This is a genomic window from Roseomonas sp. CCTCC AB2023176, assembly GCF_042259275.1.
In the GTDB taxonomy this organism is placed as follows: Bacteria; Pseudomonadota; Alphaproteobacteria; order Acetobacterales; family Acetobacteraceae; genus Roseomonas.
Map to the genome: position 1 here is coordinate 4,076,243 of NZ_CP170086.1, position 12,601 is coordinate 4,088,843.

The 12,601-nt window shown below is 71.3% G+C and carries 14 protein-coding genes and 1 pseudogene; 7 read left to right on the top strand and 8 right to left on the bottom strand.

Going from position 1 to position 12,601, the window contains the following annotated elements; all coding sequences use genetic code 11:
- Positions 1 to 3 precede the first annotated feature (3 nt).
- The 5 genes and pseudogenes from ACE7GA_RS20400 to ACE7GA_RS20420 all read left to right on the top strand — a co-directional run bounded on the left by ACE7GA_RS20400 (position 4) and on the right by ACE7GA_RS20420 (position 3,548).
- On the top strand, positions 4 to 861 hold the full coding sequence (locus tag ACE7GA_RS20400; protein ID WP_376090732.1) for an LpxI family protein: 858 nt from the start codon (positions 4 to 6) through the stop codon (positions 859 to 861).
- Positions 858 to 1,262: a lactoylglutathione lyase gene (gene gloA / locus ACE7GA_RS20405; protein ID WP_376090735.1), complete on the top strand. Its 405-nt coding sequence runs from the start codon at positions 858 to 860 to the stop codon at positions 1,260 to 1,262. The genes ACE7GA_RS20400 and gloA overlap by 4 nt, the downstream gene beginning before the upstream one ends.
- Before the next feature lie 18 nt (positions 1,263 to 1,280).
- Positions 1,281 to 2,401 (top strand): annotated as a pseudogene (locus ACE7GA_RS20410) (YcjX family protein); the annotation flags it as partial.
- Between the two features lie 110 nt (positions 2,402 to 2,511).
- Positions 2,512 to 2,682: a YcjX family protein gene (locus ACE7GA_RS20415; RefSeq protein WP_376090738.1), complete on the top strand. Its 171-nt coding sequence runs from the start codon at positions 2,512 to 2,514 to the stop codon at positions 2,680 to 2,682.
- Positions 2,679 to 3,548 (top strand): DUF697 domain-containing protein, encoded by an 870-nt coding sequence (locus ACE7GA_RS20420; protein WP_376090741.1) that lies wholly within the window; start codon positions 2,679 to 2,681, stop codon positions 3,546 to 3,548. Before ACE7GA_RS20415 ends, ACE7GA_RS20420 begins: the two co-directional genes overlap by 4 nt.
- Here ACE7GA_RS20420 and ACE7GA_RS20425 read toward each other — a convergent pair whose 3' ends face one another.
- The 7 genes from ACE7GA_RS20425 to gltX form a co-directional block, all read right to left on the bottom strand.
- A complete protein-coding gene (locus tag ACE7GA_RS20425; protein ID WP_376090744.1) occupies positions 3,549 to 4,751 on the bottom strand; it encodes a mandelate racemase/muconate lactonizing enzyme family protein in 1,203 nt (400 codons plus the stop codon). It abuts the gene before it with no gap.
- 19 nt (positions 4,752 to 4,770) lie between these two features.
- The gene (locus ACE7GA_RS20430) at positions 4,771 to 5,772 is read right to left on the bottom strand and encodes a TRAP transporter substrate-binding protein (protein WP_376090747.1); all 1,002 of its coding nucleotides are present in this window, start codon (positions 5,770 to 5,772) and stop codon (positions 4,771 to 4,773) included.
- Between the two features lie 91 nt (positions 5,773 to 5,863).
- Positions 5,864 to 7,147 (bottom strand): TRAP transporter large permease subunit, encoded by a 1,284-nt coding sequence (locus tag ACE7GA_RS20435; protein WP_376090750.1) that lies wholly within the window; start codon positions 7,145 to 7,147, stop codon positions 5,864 to 5,866.
- Positions 7,144 to 7,665, bottom strand: coding sequence for a TRAP transporter small permease (locus tag ACE7GA_RS20440; RefSeq protein WP_376090753.1), 522 nt, complete (start codon positions 7,663 to 7,665; stop codon positions 7,144 to 7,146). Before ACE7GA_RS20440 ends, ACE7GA_RS20435 begins: the two co-directional genes overlap by 4 nt.
- Positions 7,666 to 7,753: 88 nt before the next feature.
- A complete protein-coding gene (locus tag ACE7GA_RS20445) occupies positions 7,754 to 7,900 on the bottom strand; it encodes a hypothetical protein (RefSeq protein ID WP_376090756.1) in 147 nt (48 codons plus the stop codon).
- A complete protein-coding gene (locus ACE7GA_RS20450) occupies positions 7,901 to 8,380 on the bottom strand; it encodes a hypothetical protein (RefSeq protein WP_376090759.1) in 480 nt (159 codons plus the stop codon).
- Positions 8,381 to 8,494: 114 nt separating this feature from the next.
- The gene (gene gltX, locus ACE7GA_RS20455) at positions 8,495 to 9,892 is read right to left on the bottom strand and encodes a glutamate--tRNA ligase (protein WP_376090762.1); all 1,398 of its coding nucleotides are present in this window, start codon (positions 9,890 to 9,892) and stop codon (positions 8,495 to 8,497) included.
- A gap of 157 nt (positions 9,893 to 10,049) precedes the next feature.
- Here gltX and ACE7GA_RS20460 point away from each other — a divergent pair, with 157 nt between their 5' ends.
- Positions 10,050 to 11,441 carry a ComEC/Rec2 family competence protein gene (locus ACE7GA_RS20460; RefSeq protein ID WP_376090765.1) on the top strand — a complete coding sequence of 464 codons (1,392 nt, stop codon included), beginning with the start codon at positions 10,050 to 10,052 and terminating at the stop codon, positions 11,439 to 11,441.
- Positions 11,435 to 12,232 (top strand): hypothetical protein, encoded by a 798-nt coding sequence (locus ACE7GA_RS20465; protein ID WP_376090768.1) that lies wholly within the window; start codon positions 11,435 to 11,437, stop codon positions 12,230 to 12,232. The genes ACE7GA_RS20460 and ACE7GA_RS20465 overlap by 7 nt, the downstream gene beginning before the upstream one ends.
- 192 nt (positions 12,233 to 12,424) lie before the next feature.
- Here the strand turns inward: ACE7GA_RS20465 and rpmG are convergent, their stop codons facing one another.
- Positions 12,425 to 12,592 carry a 50S ribosomal protein L33 gene (gene rpmG, locus ACE7GA_RS20470; RefSeq protein WP_376090771.1) on the bottom strand — a complete coding sequence of 56 codons (168 nt, stop codon included), beginning with the start codon at positions 12,590 to 12,592 and terminating at the stop codon, positions 12,425 to 12,427.
- Positions 12,593 to 12,601 lie beyond the last annotated feature (9 nt).

The following is a 12,601-nucleotide window of genomic DNA, read 5'->3' on the forward strand; positions in this document are numbered from 1 at the left end:
CCCATGCCCGACCCGCTCGCCATCATCGTCGGCGGCGGCGCCGTGCCCGTGCAGGTCGCGGCTGCCGCCCGCGCCATGGGCCGGCCGGTCTTCGCGCTGCTGCTGGACGGCTTCGCCAACGCGCGGGACTGGCAGGGTACGCCGTCTCTGACGATCCGCCTCGGCGCGGCGGGGCAGGGACTGGATTGGCTGAAGCGGACCGGCGCGAAGGACCTCGTCCTCGCGGGCGACGTGAAGCGCCCATCCCTCCTCATGCTGCGCCCGGATGCCGGGGGTGCGGCACTGATCGCCCGCATCGGCATGAAGGCCTTCGGCGGCGATGACAGCCTGCTTTCCGCCATCCGAAACCTCCTCAAGGAGGAAGGCTTCAACCCGATGGGCCCCAAGCGGTTCCTGTCCGAAGCCCAGGTCGGCCCCGGGCTCTACACGAAGGCCGCGCCGGACGCGCTTGCCCTGTCCGACATTGCCCGCGGCGTTGAGGTCGTTCGCTCGCTTGGCATGCTGGACGTGGGGCAGGGAGCGGTGATCCAGCAGGGCCTCGTCCTCGGCGTCGAGGCGATCGAGGGCACAGACGCGCTCCTCGCTCGCGCAGGCCAGGTTCGGCGCGAAGGTCCGGGCGGCGTGCTCGTGAAGCTCGTCAAGCCCGGCCAGGACCGAGAACTGGACCTCCCCACCCTGGGACCCCGCACCGTCGCCGGCGCCGTCGCCGCCGGCCTCCGCGGCATCGCCTTCGAGGCGGGGGGTGCGCTCCTGGTGGACCCGCACGACATGGTGCGCCAGGCCGACGAAGCCGGCCTCTTCCTTCTCTCGATCCGGCCGGAGGACCACATCCCCGGCCGCAACCCAGGAGCCGCCGCATGAGCGAAGCGCAGACGCAGGGCCGATTCCTCCACACCATGATCCGCGTGGGCGACCTCGACCGCGCCGTGAACTTCTACACGACGATGTTCGGCATGAAGGAGCTGCGCCGCCGCGACGTGCCGGACGGCAAGTACACCCTCGCCTTCCTCGGCTACGGCGGAAACGCGACCGGCGAGGCCGAGATCGAGCTGACCTACAACTATGGCGTTGAGAAGTATGAGCAGGGCAACGCCTTCGGCCATCTCGCCGTCGGCGTCCCCGACGTCGCCGCGGCTTGCAAGCGCATCAAGCAGGCGGGCGGCAAGGTCACCCGCGAGGCCGGGCCCGTGAAGCACGGCACGACGATCATCGCCTTCGTCGAGGACCCCGACGGCTACAAGATCGAACTCATCCAGCGCTGACCGACGCGTCCGGCGCAGATGGCGCTGGGCCTGCCCGACCCGATCCGCCTCCTCGGCGACGCCACGCGCGGCGCCGGCGAGGCGGCTCTGGCTCTCGTCGGCCAGGAACGGCTGCGCCTCGCCGTCACGGGCCTGTCGCGGGCGGGCAAGACGGTCTTCCTCACCTCCCTCGTCGCCAACCTGATCGCCGCCGGTGCGGCCCGCCCGACCCTGCCGGCGCTCGAGGCCACCGCCGGCCGCCTCCGCCGCGCCCGCGCCGTTCCGCCGGGCGTCGAGGCCACGCCTCGCTTCGACGCGGAATCCCACCTCGCTTCTCTCGCCGCCCATCCCCCGCGCTGGCCGGAGCGGACGGAGGATCTTTCCACCCTCTCCCTGACCCTGAGCCTGTCCCGCAGCGGCATCTGGGGCGTCCTGCCCGAACGCACGGTGACGCTGGACCTCCTCGACTACCCGGGCGAATGGCTGCTGGACCTTCCCCTCCTCGGCCAGGAATTCCACGAGTGGTCCGAGGAAACCCTGGCGCGCCTGTGCCGCGGGACCCGAGCGGAGGTCGCTGCGGAGTTCCTGGACTTCGCCCGCGCCCTCCCGCCCGGCGCCCCGGCCGAGGATCGCTGGCCCGCCGCGCCCACGGCCTCTACCGCACCGCGCTGCTCAGGATGCGGGACGACCTCGGCTTCCGCTTCCTCCAGCCCGGTCGCTTCCTGAACCCCGGGCCGTCCGGCGACGCTCCGCTCCTCTGGTTCTGTCCGCTGCCCGCGGCGTGCCGCGCCAGCCCCCTCGGCGGCCTCATGGCCCGGCGCTTCGACGCTTATCGCCGCGACATGGTGGACCGCTTCGTCGAGCCGGTCTTCCGCCGGTTCGATCGGCAGGTCGTCCTCGTGGACGTCCTCGGCGCCCTCCACGCGGGCCGTGAGGCCTTCGAGGACACCGCCGAAGCACTCTCCGCCATCGCCGCGTCCCTCCGCTACGGCCGGGGCTGGCTGGACCTGCTGACCGGCGCGGGCATCGGGCGGGTCGCCTTTGCCGCGACGAAGGCCGACCACGTGCCGGAGGTCTCCCGCGACAACCTGGCGTCCCTCCTCGCCGACCTGGTGGACGCCCCGCGCCGCCGCGCGGAGATTGCCGGGGCCGCCGTCGCGGTCCACGCCGTCGCCGCCATCCGCTGCACCGGGGAAGCCACCGCGCGCGAGGGTGCCCGATCCTCCCCGCGGTCCGCGGCGTGCTTCTGGAGAGCGGCCGGTGGGCAACGGTGGATCCAGGCGTCGTCCCGTCGCGCCGCCCGCCCGAATCCTTCTGGATCGCGGACTACTTCCGCATGCCCGTCTTCCGCCCGCCCGAACTCGACCGGGCAGGGGCCGGGGGCGTTCCCCATATCGGCCTGGACAGCCTGCTGTCCGCCGCCATCGGAGACGCCCTGTGAGCGATACGACCACCCGCGGCCCGCGCATCATCCTGGAGGACGAGGCAGGCACCGACCGCGTCGAGGCCCGCCCGCCCGCCGTCCTCGCCCCGGCACGCGAGCCGCGCACCGGCCCTTCGACACTGTCCTTCCTTGCCGCCGGGATCGGCGTCTTGGTCCTCGGCCTCTCGACGGTGGAGAGCGGGATCTTCGTCGCCGACGCCTTCGCTCGCCACGCCGCCCTGGGCTGGCTGACCCTCGCCGTCGCCGCGGCGGGCTACGGCCTCGTCGGCTGGGGCCTGTGGCGGGAGGCGAAGGGGCTGATCGCGCTCAACGCCGTGGACGCAGCCCGCGCCGCCTTCACCCGCGGCGACGTCGCTGCCGCCAGATCCCTTACCCTCGCCTGGGCGTCCGACGTCCCCGCCGCCGCGCCCCACCTCGCCGCCATGCGGAACGCGCCGGATGTCGCTTCGCTCCGCGCCCTGCTGGAGAGCGGGCCCCTCGCGACCCTCGCGGCCGAATCCCGCACCCTGGGCTGGCGCGCCGGCGTCCAGGCCGGGGCGGCCACCCTCGTGGCGCCCTCGCCGGCCTGGGATGCTCTCTTCGTTGGTTGGCGCGCAGTGCGCCTGGTGCGTCAGGTCGCGGTACTGCACGGCCTGCGCCCCGGCTTCCTCGCGACGATGAAGCTCCTGCGCCGCGCCGCCTTCGATGCCGCCGCCGTCGCTACGACGGAGGTCGCCGTGGACCTCGCGACGAGTACCCTGGCCACCCACCCCTGGGCGAAGCTCGTCATCGGGGACGCCGCGACGGGCGCCGTCGCCATCCGCCGCCTCATCCGCCTGGCTGCCGTGACGGCGGAGGAATGCCGCATCGTCGCGCGCGACTGATTATTCCAGCGTGCTCACGCGGCGGATCGAGTCGGCGCGTTCCTCCAACCCCGGCAGCAGCGTCAGTCCGAGGCCCGGCCCCTCCGGCACGCCGACGGTCCCGTCCACGACCTGCGGCAGTTCCGTCACCAGTTCGCGGTACCAGCCCTTGTAGAAGGCCCGCACGCTCTCCTGGATCAGCGTGTTCCGGGCGTGCAGCGCGAAGTGGCACGAAGCCGTCCAGACCACCGGCCCGGTGCAGTCATGCGGCGCGACCGGCACCTTCCAGGCATCCGCCAGCGCCGCGATCCGCTTGGCCTCCGTCACTCCGCCGCACCAGGACAGGTCGAGCATGGCGACGCCCAGGTGCCCCGTCGCGAGCGCGTCGCGAAAGGCCGTGACGCCGTTCAGCGTCTCGCTCGCGCAGATTCGGGTCTCGCAGACCTCCGCGTAGTGGGCCAGGTCCGCCGGCGCATCCAACCGGAACGGGTCTTCGTGCCAATAGGTCTTGAACGGCGCCAGCTCCCGCGCGAGCCGTCGCGCCATCGGCAGGTCCCAGAGCGAGTGGAACTCCACCATGATGTCCATCCGGTCGCCCACCGCGTTCCGGATCTTCTCGAACGGCTCCAGCGCCGCACGCAGCTCGGCGGGCGAGATGTCCCGGCCCAGCGTGCGCTCCGCCGCGATGTCGAAGGGCCAGATCTTCATCGCCGTGATCCCGTGCTCCAGCAGGGAATGCGCAAGATCGTCGGCCTGGTGCAGGAAGCCGTCGAGGTCCTCGTAGGGCCCGTCCGTCTCCCCCACATGCCAATTCGCGACGGCCTGCGCCCGCGCGTCGCGCACGTACTTGTAGCCCGCGCAGGTGTTGTACACGCGCACCCGGTCCCGCGACCGACCGCCCATCGCGTCCGCTAGCGGCAGGTTCACCGACCGTGCGAAGATGTCCCACAGCGCGATGTCGAGCGCCGAGTTCCCACGCACCTCCACCCCCGCCCCACGCCATCCCAGGTAGTAGGAGTCGAGAACGCGCGCGTGCCGCTCGATCGCGCGGGGATCGGTGCCCAGCAGCTTCGGAGCCGCGGTCTCGTGGACGTAGGCCTCCACGGCCGCGGCACCCATGAAGGTTTCGCCCAGACCCGTGATCCCCTCATCCGTCCGGATGAGGACCCAGCACAGGTTGGGAAACTCGCCGAGACGCAGCGTCTCGATCGCCGTGATCTTCACGCAGCGTCTCGACCCTCGCTCACTGCCCGCGGATGCGGCGAAGTTCCGCCTGCACCATCTCGATCACGTCCTGCCCGATCGTCTGCGCGTGGCGCTGGTACACCGTCTGCGCCTGCTGCCGCATCCGCTCCAACTCGGCCGGAGCGATCTCGTTCACCTGCATGCCCGCGCGGCGGATGTTCGCGAGACTCTGCGCCTCACTTGCGCGGGACACGCGGCGTTGCTCATCCCGCCCCTCGATGGCGCAGGTGCGGAGCGTTGCCTGGTCCTCCGCCGACAACTGGTCCCAGAGCCTCTTCGAATACAGCACGAGGAACGGCGTGTAGGCGTGTCGCGTCACGGACAGATACCGCTGCACCTCCGACATCTTCGAGGTATCGATCGTGACGTAGGGGTTCTCCTGCCCGTCGATCGCCCGCGTCTCCAGCGCCGAATAGACCTCCCCGAAGGCCATCGGTACGGCGTTCGCGCCCATGTTCCGGAACGTGTCCAGGAAGATGTTGTTCTGCATCACGCGCATGCGGACGCCGTTGAAATCCTCCCAGCGCTGGATGGGGCGGCGGGAATTGGTCGCGTTCCGGAACCCGTTCTCCCAATAGGCCAGGTTCACCAGCCCCACGCCTTCCAGCCGCCTGCTGATGTCCTCGCCGACGCGGCCATCGAGCAGTGCATCCGCCTCCTTCTCGTCCGCGACCAGGAACGGCAGGTCGAAGACCCCGAGAGCAGGCAGTATGCCGACAAGCGGCGAGGTCGAGGTGACCACCATTTCCTGCGTGCCGGACCGCAGCGCCTGCGTGGCCTGCAGGTCCCCGCCGAGCGCCCCGCCCCAGAAACCCTGCACCCGCAGCCGCCCATTGGACCGCTGCGCCGCGCATTCCGCCATCTTCGCCACGCCGTTCCCGACCGGATGGTCCTGGTTGACGCCATTGGAAACACGGATGTTCCGCTGCTGCGCCTCCGCCGTGCCGCCGAGGGCGAGGAGGCCGAGCGCCGCGCAGGCGCCGAGCAGGATGCGTCGCATGAAAGTCCCTCCCAAGGGTCGGATTTAGCCGGGACGCTAGCCGTGCCCCGGTCCTTTCGGAAGGGGTCAGCGCACCCGCGTGTTGCCGGGCTCACCGCCCGAGGATGAACCGGGCCGGGACGGTCACGATCTCGGGAAAGACCACCATGAGGAACAGGAGCGCGGTCAGGGTAACGAAAAAGGGCCAGACCCCCTTCATCACCTCCCACATCGGCACCCGAGCGACCCCCGAGACGACGTTCAGCACGATGCCGACCGGCGGCGTCAGCAGGCCGATCGCGTTGTTGATGATGAAGAGCACGCCGAAATAGACCGGATCAATGCCGGCCTGCCGCACCAGCGGCATCAGGATCGGTGTTAGGATCAGCACCGTCGGCGCGAAGTCCAGCGCCGTACCGACGATGATCACCAGTACCATCATCGCGGCCATCAGCAGCTTCGGCCGCTCGATCAACGGCTGCAGCACGCCGGATATCTCCCCCGGGATGTTGGCCCCCGTGATCAGCCAGGCCGAGACCAGCGCCGCCGCGACGAGGAACATGATGGAGGCCGTGCTCTTCGCCGAGATCAGCAGCACGTCGTAGAGTTCCCGGGGCTTGAGTTCCCGGTACACGAACATGCCGATGATCAGTGCATAGACCGCCGCGACCACCGCCGCCTCCGTCGGCGTCACCACCCCGAACCGGATGCCGCCGAGGATGAAGACGGGCATCAGAAGCGCCCAGAACCCGTCGAGGATGGATTGGAACCGCGCCCGGAACGGCAGCTTCGGGAAGGTCGCGACTTTGTCCCGCCGCGCCACGAACCACCACGTGATCGCGAGCGTCACGCCCATCAGGATACCAGGGAAGACGCCCGCGACGAAAAGCCGCGTGATCGACACGTTCGCCGCCACGCCGAAGACAATGAACCCGATCGACGGCGGGATCACCGGCGCGATGATCCCGCCCGAGCAGATCAGCCCCGCCGACCGACCGACCGGATAGCCGGCTTGCCGCATCATCGGGATCAGGATCGCCGCCAGCGCCGCCGTATCTGCCGCGGCCGACCCGGACAGCGACGCCATGATCACAGCGGCGATGATCGCGACGTAGCCCAGCCCGCCATGCAGGTGCCCCACCCAGGCCAGGGCGAAGTTCACGATGCGCTTCGACAGTCCGCCGGCGTTCATCAGCTCGCCGGCCAGCAGGAAGAAGGGAATGGCCAGCAACTGGAAGTTGTCGGCCCCGATGACGAGGTTCTGCGCGAGAATTTGCGCGTCCACCTGCCCGAGCCACAGCATCAGCGCGAGGCCGCAGACCAGCAGCGCGAAGGCCACCGGCATCCCCAGCGCCATCGCTCCGCAGAGCGAGAAGAGGAAGACGAGGACGGTCACTCCAGCCGCTCCTTCACGGCGGAGTCGCCCTCGCCGGCGAAGATCGCCAGCTCCTCGTCGCTGATCCGCCCGGTGATGGCGCGAATGAAGCGCGGGATCACCAGCGCCGCCATCCCCGCCGCCGTGAAGAACCCGACGCCATAGACCCACATCATGTTCAGGCCCGTCACCGGCGCGGTGTTCGTCAGATTGACCTCGGCCTGCGCCCAGGTGCCCCAGAAGAACACGCCGCAGCACAGCAGGATCAGCGCGTCCGACAGGATTATGAGTACAATCCGGCCGCCCCGGCCCATGCGGCGCACCAGCGCATCCACGCCCATATGCGCGCCTTCACGCATGACGACGACCGCGCCGATGAAGGTTAGCCAGACGAAGAAGTAGCGTGACAGCTCCTCGGACACCGTGATGCCGTCGTTGAAGACGTAGCGCATCACGACATTGCCGAAGACCATCACCACCATGCCGGCGAGGAGGGCCACCATGACCACCTCCAGCGCCTTGAACACGTACCGACCCATCAGGACCTTCCCACCCCCGCGCCGGAGTTGTCGGGCAGGGTGGGCGGAGCGGGAAGCCCGCGTCACATGACGGTTATGTCACCTGCCGCTATTCGCGACGCAGCCCCGTCCCGTCGCCGCGCAGCGCCTGCAGCCCGCGCCGCACCTCGTCTGGATTCATCGCGACGGAGCCGGGATCGCTGACGACCCTCTTCTCCCCGTAGATCACCATCAGCGACCGCGGCGCGAGATCCACTCAGGTCCCGTCGCCCACGAAGACGATGCTGGCCCGTCCGTCGTCGTCGGTCTGGACATTGGCGTTCCGCGGCAGCGTCATGCCGGCGCGCGCCGTTTCCCAAGTGCCGCCGGGCAGCCGCACCCGCACCGTGCCGGAGAAGGACGTGAGCATCGCGGCGTAGGAGACCGACCGCGCACGCTGTTCTGCATTCGGCAGCACCCAGGGGATCGCGATGTCCAACCCCGGCCGGTTCAGGGCGGCCATCGTGGCCTTGTCCGGCTCCACGCGGCCGTCGGCCCAGCCGAACTGCGCGGCCTGGAAGCGGATGATCGCGTCCGTCAGCGACGCATCCGCCGCGGGCGTCTCCACCAGCTTCTGCGCCGGCCCGCCGCGCTCCGGCGCGATGCGGTTGAGAAGGGACTTGATCGCCCGGACGTCGGCAGGGTCGTTCACCCCGCCCGCGCCCACCGAAAACCTGATCAGCGTGATGGCACTCATGGCCCTGGAACCTCCGGTCAGCCCGTCCAAGGCGCGCCCTTCGCGCCGTCCCGGGTTCGCCGAGGTCCTACGGGGACCGGATTGCAGGCCGGTCGCTCCGGCCGGGCGTATCGGTCACGCCCGTCGCGCGTCGCCGATGCGCGCCAGCGCTTCCTCGCGCCCCAACGCGATGAGGACGGCGTCGATCGGCGGCGACTGCGTGCTGCCGGTCAGGGCGGCCCGCAGCGGCTGCGCCACGGCGCCGAGTTTCAGCCCCTCAGCCTCGGCGAAGCGCCGCAGTGCCTCATCCATCGACGCTCGCTCCCAGCTCGCACCCGCCAGCACCTCGGCCAGGCGTGCGAGCATGGCCCGATTGTCCGGCGTGAGCACCGCCGCCGCCTTCGGGTCCAAGGACAAGGGCCGGTTCACCACGGCGAAGCGCGCCCCCTCCGCCATCTCCTCAAGCGTCCGCGCGCGCGGCTGAAGGTCGGGGATCAGTCCCGCGATCCGAGCCGCCGCGTCTGCATCGACCGTGATTCCGCCGGCCCGCAGCCGTTCGACGAGATCGACGGCAAGCACCACCGGATCAGCCGCCCGAATGTACTGACCGTTGAGGTGGGAGAGTTTCGCGTAATCCATGCGCGACGCCGCGCGCCCCACATCCGAAAGGTCGAACAACTCGATCGCCCGTTCCCGAGGCACGAACTCCTCGTCCCCATGTCCCCAGCCCAGGCGCAGCAGGTAGTTGCAGACGGCCTCGGGCAGGAAACCCTGATCCCGGAACTCCAGGGCCCCGACGGCGCCGTGACGCTTCGACAGCTTCGCCCCGTCCGCCCCGTGGATCAGCGGGATATGGGCGAAGTCCGGCCGCGCCCAGCCCATGGCGTCGTAGACCATGCATTGGCGAAAGGTGTTGGTCAGGTGGTCGTCGCCGCGGATGACGTGGCTGATCCGCATGTCGTGGTCATCGACGACCACCGCATGGAGGTAGGTCGGCGTGCCGTCGGAGCGCAGGATGATCATGTCGTCCAGCTCCGCGCTGGACACGCGGACCTCGCCCTGAACCACGTCGCGTACGACCGTTTCCCCGGCGCGCGGCGCCTTGATCCGGATCACCGGCGCGACCGACGGAGCCTCCGACGCCTCCATTCCGATCCAGCGGGACCCGTCATACTTGAATGGTCGCTTCGCCGCCTCGGCCTCCGCGCGCATCGCCGCAAGTTCCTCCGGCGTGTCGTAGGCCAGATAGGCCGCGCTCTTCGCGAGAAGCTCCCGTGCGACCTCCGCGTGACGCGCCTCCCGCGCCGACTGCATCACCGGCGGCTCGTCGGGCGAAAGCCCCAGCCATTCCAGGCTTTCGAGGATCTGCGCCACCGCCTCCGGCGTGGAGCGCGCCTTATCCGTGTCCTCGATCCGCAGCAGGTACTGCCCGCCATGGTGCCGAGCGTAGAGGAAGTTGTAGAGCGCCGTCCGCGCCCCGCCGATGTGCAGGTAGCCGGTGGGGGAGGGGGCGAAGCGCGTGCGGACCGTCATGCCGCCGCCCTTACCCCGTCCGTCGCGGCCTGTCGTCGGTGCACGGGGCGTGGCCCTATGCCGCGACCGCAGGACGGGTTTCCACCGACCCCGGTCCGGGCCCGCCCCGCAACCCGGGGTCGCAATCCCGCCCGGGCGCGCTACTCTGCGCGCTCACATGTCCGTGACCACCGCCCCGCTGCATGCCCCGGCAGCCGCGCCGCCCCTCGCGGAACGGCTGGCCGACTGGACGGCGGCCGAATGGGACCGTTGGCCCCTCTGGCTTCCGGTCGCGCTCGGCGCCGGCGTCGTCACCTACTTCGCGCTGCGCTGGGAACCGGGCGACGCCTGGTTCGCCCTCCCGCTCGCCCCGATCCTCGCGACGCTCCCCCTCTGGCGTCTCGCCCGTCCGGCGGCCGTCCTTGCCCTCATGCTCGCCGCGGCCGCGGTCGGGTTCGTCACGGGTATGGCCCACGCCCGCCTCGCCCCGCCCGTCCCCGACCTGCCGCGCACCGCGGTCGTCGTCACCGGCACCGTCTCGAACGTCGAACTCCTCCCGGAAGGCCGCCGCATCACCCTGGAAGGCGCGCGCTGGCCCGACGCCGCGCCGCTGTCCCGCGACATCCGCATACGCCTCCGCGCCGACGACCCGGCGCGACCCGCCCCCGGCGATACCCTCTCGATCCGCGCGCTGATCCGCGCGCCGTCCGCGCCCTCCTACCCCGGCGCCTGGGACTTCCAGCGCGCCGCGTACTTCTCCGGCCTCGCCGGCTCCGGCTTCGCCCTCGGCGCCGCCAGCGTCACGCCCGCCGACGAGACGCCGCTCTTCGCCGGCCTGCGCGCCGCCATCGAAGCCCGGGTGCGCGAAGCCATCCCCAGCGCTGCCGGCGCCATCTCCGCCGCGCTCCTCACCGGCTCCCAGTCCGGCATCCCCGCCGAAACCATGACGGCGATGCGCGATTCCGGCCTCGCGCACCTCCTCTCCGTCTCCGGTCTGCACGCGGCGATCGTCATCGGCCTCGGCTATCTCACTGCCCGCTGGCTTCTCGGCACGGTGCCCTGGATCGCCGTCCGGATGGATGGGAAGCCCGCCGCCGCAGTCGCCGGCCTCCTGCTCGGCGGCGCCTATACGGTCCTGACAGGAACGCAGGTGCCGATGGTCCGGTCGTTCGCCATGGCCGCGCTCGCAACCCTCGCGCTGCTGACCGGCCGACGCGTCCTCTCGCCCCGCGCGCTCGCCCTCGCCGCAGGGGTCGTCCTCCTCGCCGCGCCGGCCGCGCTCCTCGGCCCGTCCTTCCAGATGTCCTTCGCCGCCGTCCTCGCCCTCATCGCCGCCGCCGAGGCGATGCGCATCCCAGCGGCGGCCCTGCGCGAGCGCGGCCGGGCCGGACGCATTGCCCTCCTCATCCTCGGCACGACGGTGACCTCCATCGTGGCCGCGGCGGCCACGACACCCTTCGGCCTGCACCACTTCGGCCGTCTCCAGATCTACGGCGTCGCCGCCAACGCGGTGGCCGTGCCGCTGACCTCCTTCATCGTCATGCCGGCGGGCATGCTCGCCCTTTGCTGATGCCCGTCGGCTGGGACGGCCCCGCGCTGGCGGTCATGGGCTGGGGCACGGAGGCCGTCATCGCTGTGGGCCGCACCGTCGCCGCCTGGCCCGGGGCCGCCCTCACCGCGCCGCCGATCCCCGCCTGGGGCGCGGGGATCTTCGCGCTCGGCCTGTGCTGGTTGTGCCTGTGGCGCCTGCGCTGGCGCTGGCTCGGCGTGCCGGTCATGGCCGCAGCCCTCCTGTCCGGCCTGGCAGCCGACCCGCCGCAGCTCCTCGTCTCGTCCGACGCGCGGCTCATCGCCGTCACGACGCCCGCCGGCGTCCTCGTCGAGCGCACCTCAGGCGGCAGCCGCTGGACCCGCGACTCCTGGCTTCGCGCCTGGGGCGAGGAGGGCTCGAGCCCCTTGCCGCCGGAGGGCGGCCCACCCGAGGCCACCTGCACGCGGGAGGCCTGCCGCCTGCAGCCCACGCCCGACGGCCCGATCGCGCTGTTGCTGCGCCCCCGCGCCCGCGCATCCCGGCGCGAGCCCGCCCCGCCCATCCGCGCCGAACCCCATTGCGGGGCAGGCGCCATCCTCCTTTCCGCCGAGCCGATCCGCGGCCGCTGCCCCGGCACCCCCGTGGTGGACCGCTTCTCCGTCTGGCGGGACGGTGCGCACGCCGTCTGGCTCGGCCGCGACGGTGTCCGGATCCTCTCGGACCGCGCGACCCGCGGCGACCGACCTTGGGTCCCGCCCGTCCCGATTCCCCGTCCGCGCCCTGGTGGTGAACCCGCCGCCGACCGCGATCCGGGTGGCGCGCCGGACTGAGGCCGCGCGGCAACCCAGGCGCGCACGCCGGCGCCAGCGACAGATGCGGTGCATCGCGGCCGTGCCGTAGCATGACCTGCCATGCGCCGCGGCGGCGAAGCGTCGCCGGTGCCGGACGGCCGGCAAGAAAAAGGGCCGGGCGCGCACTGCGCACCCGGCCCCGACACGCGGGGGCCCGAGCCCCCCGGCGGATTACTTGATCTTGGCTTCGCGGAAGACGACGTGCTTGCGCGCGACGGGGTCGTACTTCTTCTTCTCCATCTTCCCCGTGGTCGAGCGCGTGTTCTTCTTCGTCACGTAGAAGTAGCCCGTGTCGGCGGAGGAGACGAGGCGGATCTGGATGGTGTTGGACTTGGCCATGACGGAATT

What these genes read in the sequence shown, in the direction of transcription:
- ACE7GA_RS20400 (WP_376090732.1), top strand. Translation starts at nt 4, where the DNA reads ATGCCCGACCCGCTCGCCATCATCGTCGGCGGCGGCGCCGTGCCCGTG.
- ACE7GA_RS20440 (WP_376090753.1), bottom strand. Translation starts at nt 7,665, where the DNA reads ATGGGTCGGTACGTGTTCAAGGCGCTGGAGGTGGTCATGGTGGCCCTC.
- rpmG (WP_376090771.1), bottom strand. Translation starts at nt 12,592, where the DNA reads ATGGCCAAGTCCAACACCATCCAGATCCGCCTCGTCTCCTCCGCCGAC.
- ACE7GA_RS20450 (WP_376090759.1), bottom strand. Translation starts at nt 8,380, where the DNA reads ATGAGTGCCATCACGCTGATCAGGTTTTCGGTGGGCGCGGGCGGGGTG.
- gloA (WP_376090735.1), top strand. Translation starts at nt 858, where the DNA reads ATGAGCGAAGCGCAGACGCAGGGCCGATTCCTCCACACCATGATCCGC.
- ACE7GA_RS20460 (WP_376090765.1), top strand. Translation starts at nt 10,050, where the DNA reads ATGTCCGTGACCACCGCCCCGCTGCATGCCCCGGCAGCCGCGCCGCCC.
- ACE7GA_RS20430 (WP_376090747.1), bottom strand. Translation starts at nt 5,772, where the DNA reads ATGCGACGCATCCTGCTCGGCGCCTGCGCGGCGCTCGGCCTCCTCGCC.
- gltX (WP_376090762.1), bottom strand. Translation starts at nt 9,892, where the DNA reads ATGACGGTCCGCACGCGCTTCGCCCCCTCCCCCACCGGCTACCTGCAC.